This is a genomic window from Streptomyces griseocarneus, assembly GCF_014655595.1.
Taxonomy (GTDB): Bacteria; Actinomycetota; Actinomycetes; order Streptomycetales; family Streptomycetaceae; genus Streptomyces; species Streptomyces griseocarneus.
Window position 1 is genome coordinate 1015530 of sequence record NZ_BNBL01000001.1, and the last position, 23320, is coordinate 1038849.

Consider the following 23320-nt stretch of genomic DNA (forward strand, 5'->3'; position numbering starts at 1 on the left):
GCCGCGACCGTTTCGGCGCACTCCTGCGCCGGAACGGTCGGCTTCCCGGGTATTCGGCAGTGGTTCAACGGTTGATGGAGCACGAAAATGAGCGGATCCGAGTCGGTTCTCCCCGAGTTCGAAGCGGTGCAGATGAACGCGATAGCGGTCGTCGGATCGGCTCATCGCCCACCCGAGGAATGTGACGCCTTCGACGCGGAATTCCTGGGACTCCCGGCGGACGGCGCGGCCGCCACGGGCATACCCGGCGGGCCCGCCGTGCTCGAACTGCTCTGGGAGGCCATGGAGGACGCCGGCGTCCTGCCCGCGACCGCCGCGGCCCACCGGCCCGCGGTCCACCTCGCCGGCGACGCCCCCGACGGCACCGGCGACGACGCGGCGCGCGCGGTGGCCCGGGCGCTCCGCCTGGACGAGGTGACCCTCTCCCACGACGGCACCGACGCCCAGGCGGCGCTCGACGCCGCCTGCGAAGGCCTCAGCCGCGGCGCCGGCACCCTCGCCCTGGCCGCGGGCCCCGGCCTGCCGGCCGCCCCCGGCACACCGCACCGGCCCTCCGGAGGCTTCGGGGCCCTGCTCCTCAAGCCCCTCGAACGCGCCCTGGCCGACGGCGACGACATCCAGCACGTCCTGCGCCCCGGCGCGGAGCCGGGCGACCCCTGGACCCAGGAGCCGGCCGACGCCTTACGCACCGCCCCGGCGCCCCGCCCCGACGCGGCGGGCCCCGCCCGTACGCCGCTGCCCTGGATCCTCTCCGCCGCCGGCCCCGAGGCCCTGCGCGCCCAGGCCCGCGCGCTCCACCGGCACCTGAGCGACCACCCCGGGCTCGACCCCGCCGCCGTCGGCCACGCCCTCGCCACCACCCGCCACCGCTTCCCCCACCGGTCCGTCGTCCTCGGCGACACCCGCGACGAACTCCTGCGGGCCCTCGAGGCCGCCGCCCACGGCGACCCGTCGGCCGACCTCGTACGCGGCACGGTCACCGCCACCGGCGGCACCGCCTTCGTCTTCGCCGGCCAGGGCACGCAGTGGCAGGGCATGGCCGCCGGACTCCTCGAGGCCGTCCCCGAGTTCCGGGCCGCGGTCGGGCGCTGCCAGGAGGCCCTCGCCCCCCACCTCGACTGGAACCTGACCGACCTGCTGCGCGGCGCCGACGGCGCCCCCGCGCTCGAGACCCCCGACGTCGTCCAGCCCGCCCTGTTCGCCGTGCAGGTCGCGCTCGCCGAGACCTGGCGCGCCCACGGCGTGCACCCCGACGCGGTGGCCGGGCACAGCGTCGGCGAGATCGCCGCCGCCCACGTCGCCGGCGCCCTCACCCTCGAGGACGCGGCCCGCCTCGTCATCTCCTGGGGCCGGGCCCAGGCCACCCTCACCGGACGCGGCGAAATGATCACCGTCGCCCTGCCCGCGGCCGAGGTGACGCCCCGTCTGGAGCCCTACGACGGACGCCTGGTCATCGCCGGCCACAACGGCCCCGGCGCCGTGGTCGTCTCCGGCGACACCGACGCCGCCCTGGAACTCCTGGACGCGCTGACCGCCGAGGGCGTCCGGGCCCGGCGCGTCGCCGTCGGCCTCGCGGCCCACTCGCCCCACATCGACGAGATCCGCGACCGGCTCCTGAGCGAACTGGCGTCCCTCGCACCGCGCACCGCCCGCACCCCGCTGTACTCCTCGTACACCGGCGGCCGCATCGACGGCCGGGAAGCGGACGCCGAGCACTGGTTCCGCACCCTGCGCCACCCCGTGCGCTTCGAGGAGACCACCCGGGCCCTGCTCGCCGACGGCCACGACGCGCTCGTCGAGATCAGCGCCCACCCCTCCCTGACCGCCCTCATGCAGGAGACCGCGACCGCCGCCGGGCACACCGCCGTCGCCGTCGGCTCCCTGCGCCGCGACCAGGGCGACGAACGGCGCCTGCGCACCGCCCTCGCCGAGGCCTACGTCCAGGGCGTCGACGTCGACTGGGCGACCGCCTTCCCCGGCCCGGCGCCGCGCCGCGTCCCCCTGCCCACCTACGCCTTCCGGCGCCCGTCCGACCCCACCGACGACGACACCACCTTCGCGGCACGGCTGCGCGCCCTGCCCGAGGACGGACGCGAGCGCGCGGCCGCCGACCTGGTGCGGTCCACCACGGCCGCCCTGCTCAACCTCGCCGACCCCGCGGGCGTCGGCGCGGACCGCGCCTTCCGCGACCTGGGCCTGGACTCCGTCACCGCCATCGAACTGCGCAACCGCCTCAACGAGGCCACCGGCCTCGCCCTGCCGCACACCGTCGTCTTCGACCACCCCACCGCCGGCAGCCTCGCCGCGCGCATCGTCGCCGAGGCCCTGGGCACGCAACTCACGGACGGCACCCCGGACACGGACGGGACGACGGCGGTCGCCTGGGACGAACCGATCGCCATCGTCTCCATGAGCTGCCGCCTGCCCGGCGGCATCCGCACCCCCGAAGACCTCTGGCGGCTGCTGCGCGCCGGCGGGGACGCGGTGTCGGCCATCCCCGGCGACCGCGGCTGGGACACCGAAGGTCTCTACGACCCCGAACCCGGCCGCCCGGGCCGCTACTACCAGCGCGAAGCCGGCCTCCTGCCCGACGCCGCCGACTTCGACCCCGAGTTCTTCGGCATCTCGCCCCGCGAGGCCCTGGCCATGGACCCCCAGCAGCGCCTGCTGCTGGAGACGGCCTGGGAGGCCTTCGAACGGGCCGGCATCGACCCCACCACGCTGCGCGGCAGCCGCACCGGCGCCTTCGTCGGCGCCATGACCATGGACTACGGGCCCCGGCTGTACGAGGCGGCCGAGGAGGTCAGCGGATACCTGCTCACCGGCAACACCGCCAGCGTCGCGTCCGGCCGCATCTCCTACACCTTCGGCCTCGAGGGCCCGGCCGTGACCGTGGACACCGCGTGCTCCTCGTCGCTGGTGGCCCTGCACCTGGCCGTACAGGCGCTGCGGCAGGGCGAGTGCTCGCTGGCCCTGGCCGGCGGCGCGACCGTACTGCCCTCCGCCGGTTCGTTCGTCGAGTTCAGCAAGCAGCGCGCGCTCGCCCCCGACGGGCGTTGCAAGGCCTTCTCCGCCGACGCCGACGGCTTCGGCCTCGCCGAGGGCGCCGGCATGGTCCTGCTCGAGCGGCTCTCGGACGCCCGGCGCAAGGGCCACCCCGTGCTGGCCGTCGTCCGCGGCACCGCCATCAACCAGGACGGTGCCAGCAACGGCCTCACCGCCCCCAGCGGCCCCGCCCAGCAGCGCGTCATCCGCCAGGCCCTCGCGGGCGCCGGACTCGCGCCCGCCGACGTCGACGCCGTCGACGCCCACGGCACGGGCACCACACTGGGCGACCCCATCGAGGCCCAGGCCCTGCTGGCCACCTATGGCCGGGGCCGCCCCGAGGACCGGCCGCTGTGGCTGGGCTCGCTCAAGTCCAACATCGGCCACACCCAGGCCGCCGCCGGCGTCGCCGGCGTCATCAAGATGGTGCTGGCCCTGCGCCACGGCGTCCTGCCCAGGACCCTGCACGCCGACGAGCCCTCACCGCACGTCGACTGGTCCGCCGGCGCCGTACGCCTGCTGAGCACCGAGTCCGACTGGCCCGAGACCGGGCGGCCGCGCCGCTCCGGCGTCTCCTCCTTCGGCATCAGCGGCACCAACGCCCACGCCATCCTCGAACAGGCCCCCGACGACACGGACGCCACGACGGACGCCACGACGGGCGCCGCGACGGACGCCGACCCGGCCGCCGTCCCCGCGTCCGTCGTCCCCTGGCCGCTGTCCGCGCGCACCCCCGAAGCCCTGCGGGCGCAGGCCGCGGCCCTCCTGGCCCACGCCGAGGCACACCCCGACGCACACCCGGCGGACATCGGCCACGCCCTGGCCACCACCCGGGCCGCCTTCGAGCAGCGGGCCGTGGCCGTCGGCGCCGGCCGCGCCGAACTCACCGACGCCCTGCGCGCCCTGGCCAGCGGCCAGACCCCGCCCGCCCACACCGCCCAGGGCCTCGCGGCCCCGGACCGCCGCACCGTCTTCGTCTTCCCCGGCCAGGGCTCCCAGTGGGCCGGCATGGCCGTCGAACTCCTCGACACCTCCGCCGTCTTCCGCGAACGGCTGCGCGCCTGCGGCGAGGCCCTGGCCCCCCACGTCGACTGGTCGCTCGAGGACGTCCTGCGCGGCGCCCCGGGAGCCCCGGAGCTCAACAGCGCCGACGACGTCGTCCAGCCCGCCCTGTGGGCCGTGATGGTGTCGCTGGCCGAACTGTGGCGCTCCTTCGGCGTCCGGCCGGCGGCCGTCGTCGGCCACTCCCAGGGCGAGATCGCCGCCGCCTGCGTCGCCGGCGCCCTCAGCCTCGAGGACGCCGCCCGCGTCGTCGCCCTCCGCAGCCGCCTGCTCGGCCGCCTCGCCGGACTCGGCGGCATGGTGTCCGTACCCGAGCCGCTCGCCGACGTCACCCGGCGCCTGGAGCGCTGGAACGACCGCATCGGCGTCGCCGCCGTCAACGGCCCCCGCTCGGTCGTCGTCTCCGGCGACGCGGACGCCCTCGACGAACTGCTCGAGGCCTGCACGGCCGACGGCGTCCGGGCCAAGCGCATACCGGTCGACTACGCCTCCCACTCCTCCCACGTCGAGATCATCGAGGCCGAACTCGCCCAGGCGCTGGAGGGCATCACCCCGCGCGTACCGCACACGCCCTTCCACTCCACCGTCACCGGCGAGGTCGTCGACACCGCCGCGCTCGACGCCGCCTACTGGTACCGCAACCTCCGCGCGACCGTAGGCTTCGAGCCCGCCGTGCGCGCGCTGATGGAGACCGGGCACCACGTCTTCGTCGAGGTCAGCCCCCACCCCGTCCTCGCCGTCGGCCTGCAGGAGACCGCCGAGGCGGCCGGCGCCGACGAGGCCGTCGTGGTCGCCTCGCTGCGCCGCGACCACGGAGGCCCGGCCCGCTGGCTGACCGCGCTCGGCGAGGCGTACGTCCACGGCGTGCCGGTCGACTGGGCCGCGGTGTTCGCCGGGCAGCCCGTCCGCCGGGCCGACCTGCCCACCTACCCGTTCCAGCGCCGCCGCTTCTGGCTGCCCTCCGGACCGTCGGTCCCGGCCGACGGCGGGGCCCGCGCCGCGCACACGGCCGAGGAGGCACGGTTCTGGCAGGCCGTAGAGGGCGAGGACCTCACGGCGCTGACCGCCTCCCTCGGCGTGGACGCCGACGCCGCCTTCGGCGACGTGCTGGCGGGACTGGCCGACTGGCGCCGCAAGGCCAACGAGACCTCCGTCATCGACGGCTGGCGCTATCGGGCCACTTGGCGGCCCGCCCAGCGGAAGCAGGCTGCCTCCGTGACCGGGGCGTGGCTGCTGGTGGTGCCGGGGGCGGGGGCTGCTGCGGACCACATGCTGGCTGACGGTGCGGTGACCGATGGCGCGGTGTCCGACGGCACCGTGGCCGCCGCCGTCCGTGACGCCCTGGCCGGACGCGGCGCGCGCGTCGATCTGCTGACGGTTGGTCACGGCGACGGCCGGGAGGCGCTCGCCGCCCGGCTCGCCGGCCTCGCCGACGTCTCCGGGTTCACCGGCGTGGTCTCCCTGCTCGCGACTGAAGAAACGATTCCGCAGGCACCCCGGACCGGCGCCGGACTGCCCGCCACCGTCGCCCTCCTCCAGGCGCTCGGCGACGCCGGTGTCAACGCACCGCTGTGGTGCCTCACGTCGGGCGCCGTCTCGACCGGCCCCGCCGACCCGCTCCGCGACCCGGCGCAGGCCGGGATCTGGGGGCTGGGCCGGGTCGCCGGCGCCGAGTACCCCCAGCGCTGGGGCGGCCTGATCGACCTGCCCGACACCCCCGACGAGCGCGCCCTCACCCTCCTGGTGAGCCTCCTCGCCGACCCCGGCGGCGAGAACGAGCTGGCCGTACGCGCCTCCGGCCCCCTCGCCCGGCGCCTCGTACGCGCCGAGGCGAACGTCACCCCCGGCCGCGCCGGCGACTACCGCTCCCACGGCACCGTCCTGATCACCGGCGGCACCGGCACCCTCGGCGCCCACGTCGCCCGCCGGCTCGCCGCCGGCGGCGCCCGGCACCTCGTCCTCACCAGCCGCAGCGGCCTCGCCGCCGACGGAGCCGCCGCGCTCCGCGACGAACTCGAGGCCCTCGGCACCCGCACCACCGTCGCCGCCTGCGACGCGGCCGACCGCGACCGGCTCCGGCAGCTGCTGGACACCCTGCCCGAGGAGTACCCGCTCACCGGCGTCATCCACGCCGCCGGCGTGCTCGACGACGGCGTCCTCGACGCCCTCACCGGCGAACGCCTCGAGCGCGTCCTGCGCCCCAAGGCCGACGCCGCCCTCAACCTCCACGAACTGACCCGGGAACGCGGCGACGACCTCGGCTTCTTCGTCCTCTTCTCCTCCATCGCGGGCGTCGTCGGCAACGGCGGCCAGGGCGGCTACGCCGCCGCCAACGCCTTCCTCGACGCACTCGCCCAGCAGCGGCGCGCGGCAGGCCTGCCCGCCACCGCCATCGCCTGGGGCTCCTGGGGCAGCGGCCGCATGATGGGCGACGCCGCAGAGGCGCACCTCACCCGGCGCGGCATCCTCCCCATGGCCGCCGACCTCGGCGTCCAGGCCATGGACAGGGCCATCGCGAGCGACGACATCGCGGTGACCGTCGCCGACATCGACTGGGACCGCTTCGTCCCCGCCTTCGCCGTCACCGGCGACTACCCGCTGCTGCGCGACCTGCCCGAGGCACGACGCCTCCTCGACGCCGCCGCCGGAACAGCGTCGACGGGCGACGCCGGCACCACCGGCCCGGCCCTCGCACAGCGCCTGGCCGGCCTCAACGAGGCCGAACGCTCCCGCGCCGTACTCGAACTCGTCCGCACCCAGGCGGCCACCGTCCTCGGCCACGCCGGCGCCGAACGCGTCCAGCCCGGCAGGGCGTTCCGCGAGGTCGGCTTCGACTCGCTGACGGCCATCGAGCTGCGCAACCGCCTCGCCGCCGCCACCGGCATGCGCCTGCCGACCACGGTCGTCTTCGACTACCCCAGCCCCAAGGACCTCGCCGCCTTCCTCCTCGCCCAGGTCCCGGGGCAGGGGCAGAACGCGGCGGAGACCGCGGTGCCGGTGCCAGCGCCCGTCGTGGCGCGTCCGGCCGACGACGAGCCCATCGCCATCGTCGCCATGAGCTGCCGCTTCCCCGGCGGCGTGCGCACGCCCGAGGACCTGTGGCAGCTCCTCGTCGACGGCACCGACGCCCTGTCCGGCTTCCCCGCCGACCGTGGCTGGGACCTCGAGGCCCTGTACGACCCCGACCCCGGCCGCACCGGCACCACCTACGCCCGCGAAGGCGGTTTCCTCTACGACGCCGGTGACTTCGACGCGGCCTTCTTCGGCATCTCGCCGCGCGAGGCCCTGGCCATGGACCCGCAGCAGCGGCTGCTCCTCGAGACCTCGTGGGAGGCCTTCGAACGTGCCGGAATCGACCCCGCGACGCTCAAGGGCACCCAGGCCGGCGTCTTCGTCGGCTCCAACGGCCAGGACTACGGCCAGGACTACGCCTCCGGAACGCGCCGCGCCCCCGACGGCGTCGAGGGCTACCTCCTCACCGGACGCGCCGCCAGCGTGGTCTCCGGGCGCCTTGCCTATACGTTCGGGCTGGAGGGTCCGGCGGTGACGGTGGACACGGCATGCTCGTCGTCGCTGGTGGCGCTGCACCTGGCGGTGCAGGCGCTGCGCCAGGGCGAGTGCGACCTCGCCCTGGCCGGCGGTGTCACGGTCATGTCCACCCCCGGCATCTTCGTGGAGTTCAGCCGGCAGCGGGGCCTCGCGGCCGACGGCCGCTGCAAGGCCTTCTCCGCCGACGCCGACGGCACCGGCTGGGGCGAGGGCGCCGGCATGCTGCTCGTCGAGCGCCTCTCGGACGCCCGCCGCAAGGGACACCCCGTCCTGGCGGTCGTCCGCGGCTCGGCCATCAACCAGGACGGCGCCAGCAACGGCCTGACGGCGCCGAACGGCCCGTCCCAGCAGCGCGTCATCCGACAGGCCCTGGCCAACGCCGGCCTCGACGCCGCCGACGTCGACGCCGTGGAGGCGCACGGCACCGGCACCCGGCTCGGCGACCCGATCGAGGCCCAGGCCCTGCTGGCCACCTACGGACAGGAACGGCCGGACGGCCGCCCGCCCGTGCGGCTGGGCTCGCTCAAGTCCAACATCGGCCACACGCAGGCGGCGGCGGGCGTCGCCGGCGTCATGAAGATGGTGCTCGCACTGCACCACGACCTGCTGCCCCGCACGCTCCACGTCGCCGAACCGACCCCGCAGGTCGACTGGTCGGCGGGCGCGGTCGAGCTCCTCACCGAGCCGGCACCGTGGCCGTCGGACGACGACCGCGTCCGCCGCGCCGGCGTGTCCGCGTTCGGCGTGAGCGGCACGAACGCCCACGTCATCGTGGAGCAGGCGCCGGCCGCCGACGCCGATGCGGCTGACGAGGGCGAGGACAGTGGCGGTGACCCAGCGGGCGGTTCGGCCGTCACGGCCACGACGGCCGTCCCGTGGCTGATCTCCGGCCGCGACGCGACAGCCCTCCGGGCCCAGGCCGAGCGCCTCCTGGCGTACGTACGGACCCACCCCGAGCCGGACGCGGCCGACATCGGCTTCACCCTGGCCACGGCGCGCGCCGCGCTGGAATGGCGCGCGGCCGTCGTGGGCGCGGACCGTGAGGAGCTGGTGCGGGGGCTGGAGGGGCTGGCTCGGGGCGATGCGGGTGGCTCTGGTGTGGTCGGTGGGCAGCTGGCGTTCCTGTTCTCGGGGCAGGGGAGCCAGCGGGTAGGGATGGGGCGGGAGTTGTATGCCGCGTTCCCGGTGTTCGCTGAGGCGTTTGATGCGGTGTGTGGCGAACTGGATGTGCATCTCGACCGTCCGCTGCGGGACGTGGTGTTCGGCGAGGACGCCGACCTGCTGAATCAGACCGGGTTCACTCAGCCGGCGTTGTTCGCGGTCGAGGTGGCGTTGTACCGGCTGGTGGAGTCGTGGGGCGTACGGCCGGACTTCCTGGCCGGGCATTCGATCGGTGAGCTGGCTGCGGCGCATGTGGCGGGTGTGTTGTCGCTGGCCGATGCGGCCGCGCTCGTAGCGGCTCGCGGGCGTCTGATGCAGGCGCTGCCGACGGGCGGTGTGATGGTGGCGGTGCAGGCGTCGGAGGACGAGGTCCTTCCGCTGCTCGCCGGCTACGAGGACCGGGCCGGCATCGCCGCGATCAACGGCCCGCGGGCCGTCGTGCTGTCGGGTGCGGAGGACGCTGTCACGGAGATCGCCGAACGGCTCGCGGCCCAGGGTCGTAAGACGAAGGCACTGTCGGTCTCCCACGCCTTCCACTCGCCGCTGATGGAGCCGATGCTGGCGGAGTTCCGGGCCGTGGCGCAGAGCGTGGCGTTCGCCGCGCCGGCCGTGCCGGTCGTCTCGACGCTGACGGGACGCCTGGCCTCCGGTGAGGAGCTGTGCGACCCGGAGTACTGGGTGCGGCACGTGCGCCAGGCGGTCCGCTTCGCGGACGCCGTCGGGACGCTGGCCGCCGAAGGCGCCGAAACGTTCCTCGAGATAGGTCCCGGCGGGGTGCTGACCGCCCTGGCCCAGGACGGCACCGACGGCGAGGGCATCGTGGCCGTCCCGGCCCTGCGCGCCGAGCGCGCCGAGGACGTGGCGATCACGGCGGCGATCGCCCGGCTGCACGTACGCGGCATCGCCGTGGACTGGGCGGAGGTCTTCGCCGGCCGGGGCGCCCACCGCGTCGACATGCCGACCTATTCCTTCCAGCGCAGCCGCTACTGGCTCGCCAACCCCGCCGCGACCACCGACCCCGTGGCGATCGGCCTCGCCGACGCCGGCCACCCCATGCTGGGCGCCACGGTCGGCCTGCCGGACGGCGGCATGGTCCTCACCGGCCGGCTGTCCCTGACCACGCACCCCTGGCTCGCCGACCACGCCGTGTCCGGTGTGGTGCTCGTGCCCGGTACGGCGTTCGTCGAGCTGGCCCTGCGCGCCGCCGACGAGGCCGGCCGCGGCGGAGTCGAGGAACTGACCCTGTCCGCGCCGCTCGTCCTGCCCGAGCGGGGCGCGGTCCAGCTCCGGCTCACCGTCGGCGCCCAGGACGCCACGGGCCGGTGCGCACTGGCGCTGTACTCCCGGCCCGAGGACGGCCCCGGCACGGGGGAATGGACGCTCCACGCCGACGGAACGCTCGCCCGGGAAGACGCGTTCGAGGCACCGGTCACGGATCTCACCGCCTGGCCGCCCCCGGGCGCCGAGCCGGTCGTCACCGACGACATCTACGACCGGCTCACGGACCTCGGCTTCGGCTACGGGCCCGTCTTCCGAGGGCTCCGGGCGGCCTGGCGACAGGGCGACACCCTGTTCGCCGAGGCGGCCCTGCCCGAGGAGCAGGCACCGGACGCGGACGCGTACGGGCTGCACCCCGCCCTCCTCGACTCCGCGCTGCACGCCTCCTGGCTGGGTCTGCTGTCGGGAACCGAGACCGGACAGGGCCTGCTGCCGTTCGCCTGGGGCGCGGTGAGCCTGCGGGCCGGCGGGACGCCCGTACTCCGCATCAGGCTGACCCCCGCCGGCACGGACGCCGTCGCGGTGCTGGTCGCCGACGGCGCCGGACAGCCGGTCGCCTCGATCGGCTCGCTCGCGCTGCGTCCGGTCTCCGTGGAGCAACTGCGCGGGGCCGTGGCCAAGTCCGGGCAGGACTCCCTCTTCCGGCTGGACTGGGTACCCGCCCCGCAGACGACTCCGGCGGACGTCCGCCAGCCGGATCCGGTCGTCACGCTCGCCGCCCTCGAGGACGACACGGACGCGGCCGTGCCCGCGTTCGTCCTCGCGCCGGTCGAGGCCGAGGAGGCGGCGGAGACGCCGGCCGGTGCCGTACGGGCCACTGCCCTGCACGCCCTGCGGCTCGTACAGCGATGGCTCGCCGACGACCGCTTCACCGGCTCCCGCCTGGTCCTCGTGACGCGCGACGCCGTCTCGCCCGACGGCGAGCCGCACGCGCTCGACCCGGCGCAGGCGGCCGTGTGGGGCCTGGTGCGGTCGGCACAGTCGGAGAACCCGGACCGCTTCGTCCTCGTCGACCTCGACGGGGACGGCGACCTCGAGACCGCCCTGCGCGCCGCCGCCGGCAGCGGCGAGCCCCAACTGGCCGTCCGCCGCGACGCGATCCTGCTGCCCCGGCTGACGAGGACGGCCGCGAGCACGCCGCAGGACCTGCCGGGTTCCTTCCCGGCCGAATTCCCGGTCGACGGCACCACTCTCGTCACCGGTGCCACCGGAACCCTCGGGCGTCTCGTCGCCCGGCACCTGGTGGCCGAGCACGGCGTGCGGCACCTCGTCCTGGCTGGGCGCCGCGGACTGGCCGCCGACGGCGCCGCCGCCTTCGAGGCCGAGCTCGCCGCGCTGGGCGCCGACGTCCTCACCGTGGCCTGCGACGTGGCGGACCGCGACGCGCTCGCCGCCGTGCTGGCCGCGATACCGGCCGAACACCCGCTGACCGCCGTCGTGCACGCGGCCGGCGTCACGGACGACGGCATCGTGTCCGCCCTGAGCCCCGAACGCGTCGACCGGGTCCTGCGCCCCAAGGTGGACGCCGCACTCAACCTGCACGACCTCACACGGCACACGGACCTCTCGGCCTTCGTGCTCTTCTCCTCCGTCTCCGCCACCCTCGGCGGCGCCGGCCAGGCCAACTACGCGGCCGCGAACTCCTTCCTGGACGCCCTCGCCCAGCGTCGCCGTGCTGCCGGACTCCCGGCCCTCTCGCTGGCCTGGGGCCTGTGGGCCGAAGGCAGCGGCATGACCGGCAAGCTGGACCCGGCCGACCTGGCCCGCATCCGGCGCATGGGCCTGGCCGCGATGGACTCCGCCGAGGGCCTCGCCCTCTTCGACGCCGCCTGCGCGGCCGACGGCGACGTCCTGTTCCCCGTCCGCCTCGACACCGCCGGGCTCCGCGCCCGGGCCGCCGACGGCGACGTGCCCGCCCTGCTGCGCGGCCTGGTCGCGGCACCCACGCGGCGGGTACGGACGAGCCGGCAGGCCGACGGAGACACGACGGCCGATCGGGCCTCCTCGAACCTCGCCCAGAGCCTGGCCGGGCTCGGCGGCGCAGAGCAGGAGCGCGCCCTGCTGGAGCTCGTACGGAAGCAGATCGCCACCGTGCTGGGCCACGCCTCGCCGGAGCAGATCGAGCCCGAACGCGCCTTCAAGGAGCTGGGCTTCGACTCCCTCACCGCCGTCGAGCTCCGCAACCTCCTGAACGCCGCCTCCGGCACCCGGCTTCCTGCCACCCTCGTCTTCGACCACCCCAACCCCATCGCCCTCGCCCGTTACCTGCGCGGAGAACTGCTGGGTGCGCAAGGGACGCCGGGGACGTCGGACGCGGCTTCGGCGGCCGGGGCCGCGACGTCCGTGGCCCTCGGAGCGGCGGGGGCGTCCGGGGCGGACGATCCCATCGCCATCGTGGGCATGAGCTGCCGCTACCCGGGCGGCGTCCGCTCGCCCGAAGACCTGTGGCGCCTGGTCGCCGAGGGGACGGACGCGGTCGGCGGCTTCCCGTCGGACCGCGGCTGGGACGTCGAGTCCTTGTACCACCCGGACCCGGACCACGCGGGTACGAGCTATACGCGGGAAGGCGGCTTCCTTTACGAGGCCGGTGATTTCGATCCGGCGTTCTTCGGCATCTCGCCGCGTGAGGCGCTGGCGATGGACCCGCAGCAGCGGCTGTTGCTCGAGACGTCGTGGGAGGCGTTCGAGCGGGCGGGGATCGACCCGGCGGCGATGCGTGGCTCCCGTACGGGCGTGTTCGCCGGCGTGATGTACCACGACTACGGCTCGCGGCTGTCCACCATCCCCGAGGGCTTCGAAGGCTACGTCGTCAACGGCAGCGCGGGCAGCATCGCCTCCGGCCGGGTGGCGTACACGTTCGGGCTGGAGGGCCCGGCGGTGACGGTGGACACGGCATGCTCGTCGTCGCTGGTCGCCCTGCACCTCGCGGCCCAGGCGCTGCGCCAGGGCGAGTGCGAGATGGCGCTGGTCGGCGGTGTGACCGTCATGGCCACGCCGAACATCTTCGTGGAGTTCAGCCGCCAGCGGGGCCTGGCGGCGGACGGCCGCTGCAAGGCCTTCTCCGCCGACGCGGACGGCACGGGCTGGGCCGAGGGCGCGGGCATGCTCCTGGTGGAGCGACTGTCGGACGCGCGGCGCAAGGGGCACGAGGTGCTGGCGGTGGTCCGGGGGAGTGCCATAAACCAGGACGGTGCATCGAACGGTCTGACGGCCCCGAACGGTCCGGCGCAGCAGCGGGTGATCCGGCAGGCGCTGGCCGGTGCCGGTTTGTCCCCGGCGGATGTCGACGTGGTCGAGGCGCACGGTACGGGCACGACGTTGGGTGATCCGATCGAGGCGCAAGCGGTGTTGGCGACGTATGGCCAGGAGCGGCCGGAGGGCCGTCCGTTGTGGCTGGGGTCGCTGAAGTCGAACGTGGGTCACACGCAGGCGGCGGCGGGCGTGGGCGGGATCATCAAGATGGTGCAGGCGATGCGGCACGGTGTGCTGCCGAAGACCCTGCACGTCGATGAGCCGTCGCCGCATGTGGACTGGTCGGCGGGCGAGGTACGCCTGCTGACCGAGCCGGTGGAGTGGGCGGTGGATGCCGAGGGGCGTCCGCGACGAGCAGGCGTGTCGTCGTTCGGCGTGAGCGGTACGAACGCGCACGTGGTCCTCGAGCAGGTGGCGCCTGTGGTCGTACAGGCCGAGGAGGACGGCGGGCGTGAGAGCGCTGGGGGCGTCGCCGTGCCGTGGCTGGTGTCGGGGAAGGACGCCGACGCGTTGCGGGGGCAGGCGGAGCGGCTGCTGTCGTTCGTGCAGGCCGATGCCGGTCTCGATGCGCTGGACGTGGCGTTCTCGCTGGCCACGACGCGGGGCGCGCTGCCGTACCGCGGGTTTGCGGTGGGCGCGGACCGTGAGGAGTTGGTGCGGGGGCTGGAGGGGCTGGCCCGGGGTGAGGTCAGCGGGTCTGGTGTTGTCGGTGGGCGGCTGGCGTTCCTGTTCTCGGGGCAGGGGAGTCAGCGGGCGGGGATGGGGCGGGAGTTGTATGCCGCGTTCCCGGTGTTCGCTGAGGCGTTTGATGCCGTGTGTGCGGAGCTCGACGGCCATCTCGACCGTCCGCTGCGGGATGTGGTGTTCGGTGAGGACGCTGACTCGCTGAATCGGACTGGGTTTACTCAGCCGGCGTTGTTCGCGGTCGAGGTGGCGTTGTTCCGTCTCGTCGAGTCGTGGGGTGTGCGGCCGGACTTCCTGGCCGGGCATTCGATCGGTGAGCTGGCTGCGGCGTATGTGGCGGGTGTGCTGTCTCTGACGGACGCGGCCGCGCTCGTAGCGGCTCGCGGGCGTCTGATGCAGGCGCTGCCGGCCGGTGGCGTGATGGTGGCGGTGCAGGCGTCGGAGGACGAGGTCCTTCCGTTGCTCGCCGGCTACGAGGACCAGGTCGGCATCGCTGCGGTCAACGGGCCGACGTCTGTGGTCGTTTCGGGCGCGGAGGAGGCTGTCGCCGGGATTGTGGCGCAGCTCGCGGCCCAGGGGCGTAAGACGAAGGCGCTGTCGGTCTCGCACGCCTTCCACTCACCACTTATGGACCCCATGCTCGCCGACTTCCGGGCCGTCGCCGAGGCCATGGCCTTCGCCGCTCCCGCCATCCCGATCGTCTCCACCCTGACCGGTGAGCTTGTGTCGGCGGAGGACCTGTGCGACCCGGAGTACTGGGTGCGGCACGTCCGCCAGGCGGTCCGCTTCGCGGACGCCCTCGGGACGCTGGCCGCCGAAGGTGTCGGTACGTGCCTCGAGATCGGTCCCGGCGGGGTGTTGACCGCCTTGGCCCAGTCGCTCGCGGCCGTGCCGGCTCTGCGGGGTGACCGTTCCGAGGACGTGGCGCTCATGAGGGCCATGGCCCAGCTGCACGTCCACGGCACTGCCGTCGACTGGCCCGCCGTCTTCGCCGGCCGGGGCGCCCGGCGCGTCGACCTTCCCACGTACGCCTTCCAGCGCGAGCGGTACTGGCTCGACGCGCCCGCCGTCTCCGGCGACGTGGCCTCGGTGGGCCAGGCGGCGGCTGCCCACGGTCTGCTGGGCGCGGCGGTGAGCCTGCCCGACGAGGGCGGTGTGCTGCTGACCGGGCGGTTGTCGCCGGCCACGCACCTCTGGCTCGGCGACCATGCGGTGTCCGGCGTCGTCCTGCTGCCGGGGACGGCCTTCCTGGAGATGGCGGTGCGCGCCGGCGACGAGGTCGGGTGGGGCCGGGTCGAGGAACTGACCCTAGCCACCCCGCTCGTACTGCCCGAACAGGGCGCGGTCCAGATCCGGGTGGCCGTCGGCGCGGAGGACGAAGCGGCGCGGCGGACCGTGAAGATCTACTCGCGTGCCGAGGGCGATGACGCCGTGGACGCGCCGTGGACCTGCCACGCCACCGGTGCGGTGGCCGAAGCCCTCGCCGCCGAGCGTACGGAAACCGCCGCGGACCTGCGTGAATGGCCGCCTGCCGGCGCGGAGGCGGTCGAGACCGACGGGTGCTACGAGCAGCTTGCCGCCGCTGGTTTCGGCTACGGACCGGTGTTCCAGGGCTTGCGGGGAGCCTGGCGGCGGGGAGAGGAGCTCTTCGCCGAGGTCGCGCTGCCCGAGCAGACCTCCGCCGCGGGCTTCGCGCTCCACCCGGCCCTGCTCGACTCGGCGCTGCACGCGCTGGGGGTGAGCGGATTCCTGGCCGACGGGCACGAAGGACGGCTCCCGTTCGCGTGGAGCGGGGTCAGCGTGTACGCCACGGAGGCCGCGACGCTGCGGGTCCGGCTGACGCGAGCCGGGCGGGACGCGGTCGCGCTGTCGATCGCCGACGAGGCGGGTATGCCCGTCGCCACCGTCGACGACCTCACCCTTCGGCCCATCACCGCCGCGCAACTCACTGCGGCCCAGGGAGCGCGGCAGGAGTCGTTGTACCGGGTGGAGTGGGTGCGGCGTGCGGTGTCGGGTGGGGTGGCCGATGAGGCTGTGCCTGGTGATGTGGTGGTTGGGCCTGGCGCTGATGTGTATGCGGTGTTGGGTTTGGTGCAGGAGTGGTTGGCGGGGGAGCGGTCGGGGGATGCGCGTCTTGTTGTGGTGACGCGTGGTGCCGTGGCCGTGGATGCGGGTGCGGGTGGTGTGGATCCGTGGCGGGCGGCTGTGTGGGGTTTGGTGCGGTCGGCGCAGTCGGAGAATCCGGGCCGGTTCGTGCTGGTGGATGTCGATGACGAGGAGGCTTCACTTTCTGCGGCGCTGAGCGTGGGGGAGCCTCAGGTGGTTGTGCGTGGTGGTGAGGTGTTCGTGCCTCGTCTCGTGCGTGCCGATGTTCCTGCGCCGGCTGATGTGCCTGTTTTTGACGTTGACGGCACGGTGTTGGTGACGGGTGCTTCGGGTGTGCTGGGTCGGTTGGTGGCCCGGCACCTGGTCACCGCCCACGGCGTCCGGCACTTGGTCCTGGCGAGTCGGCGGGGGCCCGTTGCCGAGGGTGCGGCGGAGTTCGCCGAGGAGCTCGCCGCGCTGGGTGCGCGTGTGGAGACCGTCGCCTGTGATGTCGCTGACCGGGAGGCGTTGGCGGGTGTGCTGGCCGGGATTCCGGCTGAGCGTCCGTTGACGGGTGTGGTGCATGCGGCGGGTGTGACCGATGACGGGATCATCCCCGCGCTGGATGCGGAGCGGTTGGACCGGGTCTTCGCCCCGAAGGCTGTTGCTGCCCTCAACCTGCACGAGCTGACGCGGGACATGGACCTGTCGGCGTTCGTGCTCTTCTCCTCCGCCGCCGGTGTCTTCGGCAGCGCGGGGCAGGGCAATTACGCCGCGGCCAACGCCTTCCTTGATGCTCTGGCCGAGCAGCGACGCGCAGCTGGCCTCGAGGCGGTGTCGTTGGCGTGGGGTCTGTGGGCCGAGACCAGCGCGCTGAGCAGTGCTCTCGGCACGGCCGACCAGCACCGCATCACCCGCTCCGGCCTGGCGGCGCTCGAGACCGAGGAGGGCCTCGCCCTCTTCGACGCCGCCACCCGCGCCCACCACGCCGCCGTGGTGCCGGCCCGCCTGGAGCTCGGTGCCCTGCAGGCGCAGGCACGGTCCGGCGCGCTGCCGCCGCTCTTCCGGAACCTGGTACGTACGCCCGTACGCCGCGCCGTGGAAGCCGCCGAACAGGCGGACGCCGGACGGTCCTCCCTGGCACGGCGCCTGGACGGGCTGCCCGAGGCGGACCGGCTCGAGGTGCTGCGGAACCTGGTCCGCGATCAGGCGGCGGCTGTCCTGGGGCATGCGACGGCGGAGTCCGTCACCGTCGACCGGCAGTTCAAGGACCTCGGCTTCGACTCGCTCACCGCCGTCGAACTGCGCAACGCCCTCAACGCGGCTACTGGCCTCCGTCTCCCGGCGACGCTCGTCTTCGACCACCCCACCCCCGAAGCGCTCGCGCAGCACCTGTTGAGCGATCTGCTGGGTTCCTCCGCCGAGGAACCGCAGCAGCCGGTGCCGGCGACCGCCGTCCCCGTCGACGAGCCCATCGCCATCGTCGGCATGAGCTGCCGCTACCCGGGTGGCGTACGGACGCCCGATGAGCTGTGGCGGCTGGTCAGCGAGGGCGGTGACGCCATCGGCGGCTTCCCGTCGGACCGCGGCTGGGACGTCGAGTCCCTCTACCACCCGGACCCGGACCACCTCGGCACGAGCTACACGCGGGAGGGCGGCTTCCTGTACGAGGCCGGTGACTTCGACCCGGCGTTCTTCGGCATCTCGCCGCGCGAGGCCCTGGCGATGGACCCGCAGCAGCGGCTGCTCCTCGAGACCTCGTGGGAAGCCTTCGAACGCGCCGGGATCGACCCGGCGGCGATGCGAGGCTCCCGTACGGGCGTGTTCGCCGGCGTGATGTACCACGACTACGGCAGCCGGCTCGCGGCCGTGCCCGAGGGCGTCGAAGGACATCTCGGCATGGGTACGTCGGGCAGTGTCGCCTCGGGCCGCGTCTCCTACACCTTCGGGCTCGAGGGCCCGGCGGTGACCGTGGACACGGCGTGCTCGTCGTCGCTCGTGGCGCTGCACCTGGCCGCGCAGGCCCTGCGGCAGGGCGAGTGCGAGATGGCGCTGGTCGGCGGCGTGACCGTCATGGCCACACCGGACACCTTCGTCGAGTTCAGCCGCCAGCGCGGGCTGTCGGCGGACGGGCGCTGCAAGGCGTTCTCCTCGTCCGCCGACGGCACCGGCTGGGCCGAGGGCGTGGGCATGCTGCTCGTCGAGCGGCTCTCCGACGCCCGGCGCAAGGGACACCAGGTGCTGGCGGTCGTACGCGGCAGCGCGGTCAACCAGGACGGCGCGAGCAACGGCCTCACCGCCCCCAACGGTCCGTCGCAGCAGCGGGTGATCCGGCAGGCCCTGGCATCGGCCGGGCTGTCGGCCGCCGACGTGGACGCGGTGGAGGCCCACGGCACGGGCACGACGCTGGGCGACCCCATCGAGGCCCAGGCCCTGCTGGCCACCTACGGGCAGGCGCGCTCCGAGGACGAGCCGCTGTGGCTGGGCTCCATCAAGTCCAACATCGGGCACACGCAGGCCGCGGCCGGCGTCGCCGGCGTCATCAAGATGGTGATGGCGATGCGGCACGGCGTGCTGCCGCGCACCCTCCACGTCGACGAGCCCACGTCGCACGTCGACTGGGAAGCCGGCGCCGTGCGGCTGCTGACCGAACCCGTCGAGTGGACGGCGGACGGCCGTCCGCGCCGCGCGGCGGTCTCCTCCTTCGGCGTGAGCGGCACCAATGCCCACGTCGTACTGGAAGAGGTACCCGACGCCGCCTCGGCGCCGTCGCCGGCCGGACCCGTCGAGCGGGGCGGTGCGGCGGCTGCCGTGCCGTGGGTGCTGTCGGCCAAGGACGAGCAGGCGCTTCGGGACCAGGCACGGCGTCTCGCCTCCTTCGTCGCCGAGCGCCCGGACCTGGAACCCGCCGACATCGGGTTCTCCCTCGCCACCTCGCGCGCGGCCCTCGGCCACCGCGCGGCCGTCGTCGGCCGAGGCCGCGACGAGCTGCTGGCCGCACTGGCGGACCTGACGGAGGCGGCCGACCCTGCCGTGCACGAGGGCAGCGGTTCGGCCGGCAGCGGCCGCCTGGCCTTCCTGTTCTCGGGGCAGGGGAGTCAGCGGGTTGGGATGGGGCGGGAGTTGCACGGCGCCTTCCCCGTCTTCGCTGATGCTTTTGACGCGGTGTGCGGCGAGCTCGACCAGCATCTCGACCGTCCACTGAGGGATGTGGTGTTCGGCGAGGGCGCGGACGAGCTGCTGGATCGTACGGAGTTCACTCAGCCCGCTCTCTTCGCGATCGAGGTGGCGCTGTTCCGTCTCCTCGAGTCCTGGGGCGTACGGCCCGACTACCTGGCCGGGCACTCGATCGGCGAGCTCGGCGCCGCGCACGTCGCCGGGGTGCTGTCGTTGGCCGATGCGGCCACGCTCGTAGCGGCTCGTGGTCGCCTGATGCAGGCCCTGCCTGCCGGCGGTGTGATGGTGGCGGTGCAGGCGTCGGAGGACGAGGTGCTGCCGCTGCTCGCCGGCTGCGAGGACCAGGTGGGCATCGCGGCTGTCAACGGGCCGGCCTCCGTGGTCCTGTCGGGCGCGGAGGACGCGGTCCAGCAGATCGCCGGACGCCTCGCGGACCAGGGCCGTAGGACAAAGGCCCTTGCCGTCTCGCATGCCTTCCACTCGCCGCTGATGGAGCCGATGCTCGCGGACTTCCGGGCCGTCGCCGCGGGCATGGCCTTCGCCGCCCCCAAGATCCCGGTCGTCTCCACCCTGACCGGCCGACTGGCCACGGCCGACGAGCTGTGCGACCCGGAGTACTGGGTGCGGCATGTGCGTCATGCGGTGCGCTTCGCGGATGGCGTCGAGGCGTTGACCGCCGAGGGTGTGACCGCGTTCGCCGAGGTCGGGCCGGGGGGTGTGCTGGCGGCTCTGGTCCAGGACATCGTCGACGAGGCGGGTGCGGTGGCCGTTCCGGCGCTGCGCGCCGACCGCCCCGAGGACGCGGCCGTCATGACCGCCCTCGCCCGGCTCCACGTGCACGGCACGGCCGTCGACTGGGCCGCCGTGTTCGCCGTCCACCACGCCCGGCTCGTCGAACTCCCCACCTACGCCTTCCAGCACCGGCGTTACTGGCTGGAGTCCGGCGCCCCGGCGGGCGACGTGGCGGCGGCGGGACTGACGGCCGCCGAGCATCCGCTGCTGGGAGCGGCGGTGGCGCTCCCCGACGGCGAAGGCGCGCTGCTGACCGGGCGGCTGTCCGTGTCCGCTCAGCCTTGGCTCGCCGAGCACGCGGTCATGGGCACCGTCCTGCTGCCCGGTACCGCCCTCGTCGATCTCGCCCTGCGGGCCGCCGACGAGGTGGGCTGCGATCGTGTGGACGAACTCCACCTGCCCGCCCCGCTCGTCGTCCCCGCGCAGGGAGCGTTGCGGCTGCAGGCCGTCGTGGGCGCGGCCGATCAGGCCGGGTGCCGGGCCGTGAACATCTACTCCCGGTCCGAGCACGCCGACGCCGGCGAACCGTGGACGTGCCACGCGACCGGCACGGTCTCGCAGGCGCATGCAGAGGCACCGGACCAGCCCCAGGCCGGCGCCGAAACGTTCAGCCTGACGCAGTGGCCCATCGCGGATGCCGAGCCCGTCGCACTCGACGGTGCCTACGAGCGGCTGGCGGAGAGCGGCTTCGCGTACGGGCCGGTCTTCCAGGGACTGCGCGGCCTGTGGCGGCGCGGTGGTGGCGACGAGACGGTCGAGGTCTTCGCGGAGGTCGCGCTGCCCGACGGGACGGCGGTGACCGGGTTCGGCGTCCACCCGGCCCTGCTCGACGCGGCGTTGCACGCCGTGGGCCTGGGCGGGCTGCTCCCCGACACCGGGGAGGGGCGGATCCCGTTCTCGTGGAACGGCGTGACCGTGCAGGCCACGGGCGCCACATCCCTGCGGGTCCGGCTGACCGCCGCCGGCCCCGACACCGTCTCGCTGCACGTCGCCGACGGCGTCGGCCGTCCGGTCGCGTCCGTCGAATCCCTCGTCCTGCGGGCCGTCTCCGGCGAGCAGCTGGCGCGGGCCGCCGGCGGGGCCGGCCGGCACGACGCCCTCCTGCGGGTCGAGTGGACCCCGTGGACTCCCGCACACGCCCTTGCCACGGTCCGGCCTCCTGCCGCGACCGCGCCCTGGGCCGTGATCGGTGACGACGACGGTCTGCGCGCGGCCTTCGAGGGCGCGGGCGTGCCCGCGACGTTCCACGCCGACCTGGCGAGCCTCGCGCGGGGCACCGAGGAGGCGGGAGACCCGCCGCCGGTGGTCGTCCTCGCGACGGCGGCCGTCCGCCCGGACAGCGACCACCCCGTCCGCCACGTCCACACGACCGCGCACCGCATGCTGGAGCTGCTGCAACAGTGGCTCGCCGATGACCGGCGGGCCGGGTCCCGGCTCGTGGTGCTCACCGGCAACGCGATGGTCACGAAGGACGACGACAAGGAGATCGACCCCGCCCAGGCCGCCGTCTGGGGACTGGTGCGGTCCGCGCAGTCGGAGAACCCGGGCCGGTTCGTCCTGGCCGACCTGGACCGCGACCCCGCCTCCGTCCGTGCGCTGCCCGCCCTGCTCGGCACGGGGGAGGAGCAGTTCGCGGTGCGCGACGGCGAGGTGCTCGTACCCCGCCTCGTGCGGGCGCCGGCCGGCGCCCCGGACGCGACGCCCCGCGACGGCTCCGCCTTCCCCGCCGACGGCACGGTGCTCGTCACCGGCGCGTCGGGCACGCTGGGACGGCTCGTCGCCCGCCACCTGGTGGCCGAACACGGCGTCCGCAGCCTGCTGCTGGTCAGCCGGAGCGGCGCCGGCGGCGCGGGGATGCCGGAGCTGGAGGCGGAGCTCACGGCGCTCGGCGCGCGGGTGACCGTGGCCGCCTGCGACGTCGCCGACCGGGAGGCGCTGGCCGGGCTACTGGCCACGTCGGTGCCGGCCGGGAGCCCGCTGAGGGCGGTCGTACACGCGGCCGGCGTCGTCGACGACGGCGTGGTCGCGTCCCTGACGCCCGAGCGCGTCGACCGCGTCTTCGCCCCCAAGGTGGACGCGGCCCTGCACCTCGACGAGCTGACCCGTGACATGGAGCTGTCGGCGTTCGTGCTCTTCTCCTCTGCCGCCGGCGTCTTCGGCAGCCCGGGGCAGGCCAACTACGCCGCCGCGAACTCCTTCCTGGACGCCCTGGCCCGGCAGCGGCGCACGGCGGGGCTGCCGGCCCTGTCGCTGGCCTGGGGGCTGTGGGAGGAGAGCAGCGGGATCACGGGGGAGCTGAGCGACGCCGACCGCGGCCGCATGGCCCGCAGCGGTGTCCTGCCCCTGGCCACCGAGGACGGGCTCGCCCTCCTCGATGCGGCCCTCGCCGGAACGGACCCCGCGCTGGTGCCCGTACGGCTGAACCAGCCGGAACTCCGCGCCCAGGCGGCCGCCGGCTCGCTCCCGCCCCTCCTCCGCGACCTGGTGCGCGTGCCGGTGCGCCGTACGGCGCGCGCCACTGCGGGCACGGAGGCGGCCGGCGCCCCCTCCCTCGCCGAGCGCCTGGCCGGGCTCGGCGGGCCCGAGCGGCACAAGCTGCTGCTGGACCTGGTGTGCGGGCACGTGGCGGCCGTCCTCGGCCTCCCCTCGCCCAAGGCGGTACGACCGGGACAGGCTCTCCGCGACCTCGGGTTCGACTCGCTGACGGCCGTGGAACTGCGCAACCGGCTTGCCAAGGACACCGGGCTGCGGCTGGCCCCCACGCTGATCTTCGACTACCCGACGCCCGGCGAGCTCGTGGACCACCTCAAGGCCGAGGCAGAAGCCGAGGCTGAGGCCAAGACCGAGACCGAGGCCGTGACCAAGACCGAGGCCGGGAGCACCGCTGCCGTCCCGACGGACGTCACCTCGCTCCTCGCCGAGCTCGACAGGATCGAGACGGCCCTGCGGTCCGCTGCCGCCGCCCGGTCCACGGCGGCGGACGACGACGCACACCGCTCCGAGATCGCGTCGAGGCTACGGGGCATGGCGGCCGAGTGGACGACCGGCGCGACCGCCGCCCAGGTGGCCGACGAGGTGCACTCGGCGACCGACGACGAGCTGTTCGACTTCATCGGCAAGGAATTCGGGATCTCCTGACCGGGGCATTGGCAGCCAACTCCCGTACCCACAACGCATTCCAACGAATCCGCCGGCTTCGGCTCCGCTCCACGGGCCTTCCGCAAGAGGTGACCTC

At 74.7% G+C, this 23320-nt stretch carries 1 protein-coding gene; it reads left to right on the forward strand.

The window, feature by feature from the left end; genetic code table 11:
* Window positions 1-87 precede the first annotated feature (87 nt).
* Window positions 88-23223 (forward strand): type I polyketide synthase, encoded by a 23136-nt coding sequence (locus IE295_RS04400; protein ID WP_229922936.1) that lies wholly within the window; start codon window positions 88-90, stop codon window positions 23221-23223.
* The last annotated feature ends 97 nt before the right edge of the window (window positions 23224-23320 follow it).

Excerpts from the sequence above, each read along its gene's own strand:
- IE295_RS04400 (WP_229922936.1), top strand. The coding sequence starts at position 88 with ATGAGCGGATCCGAGTCGGTTCTCCCCGAGTTCGAAGCGGTGCAGATG.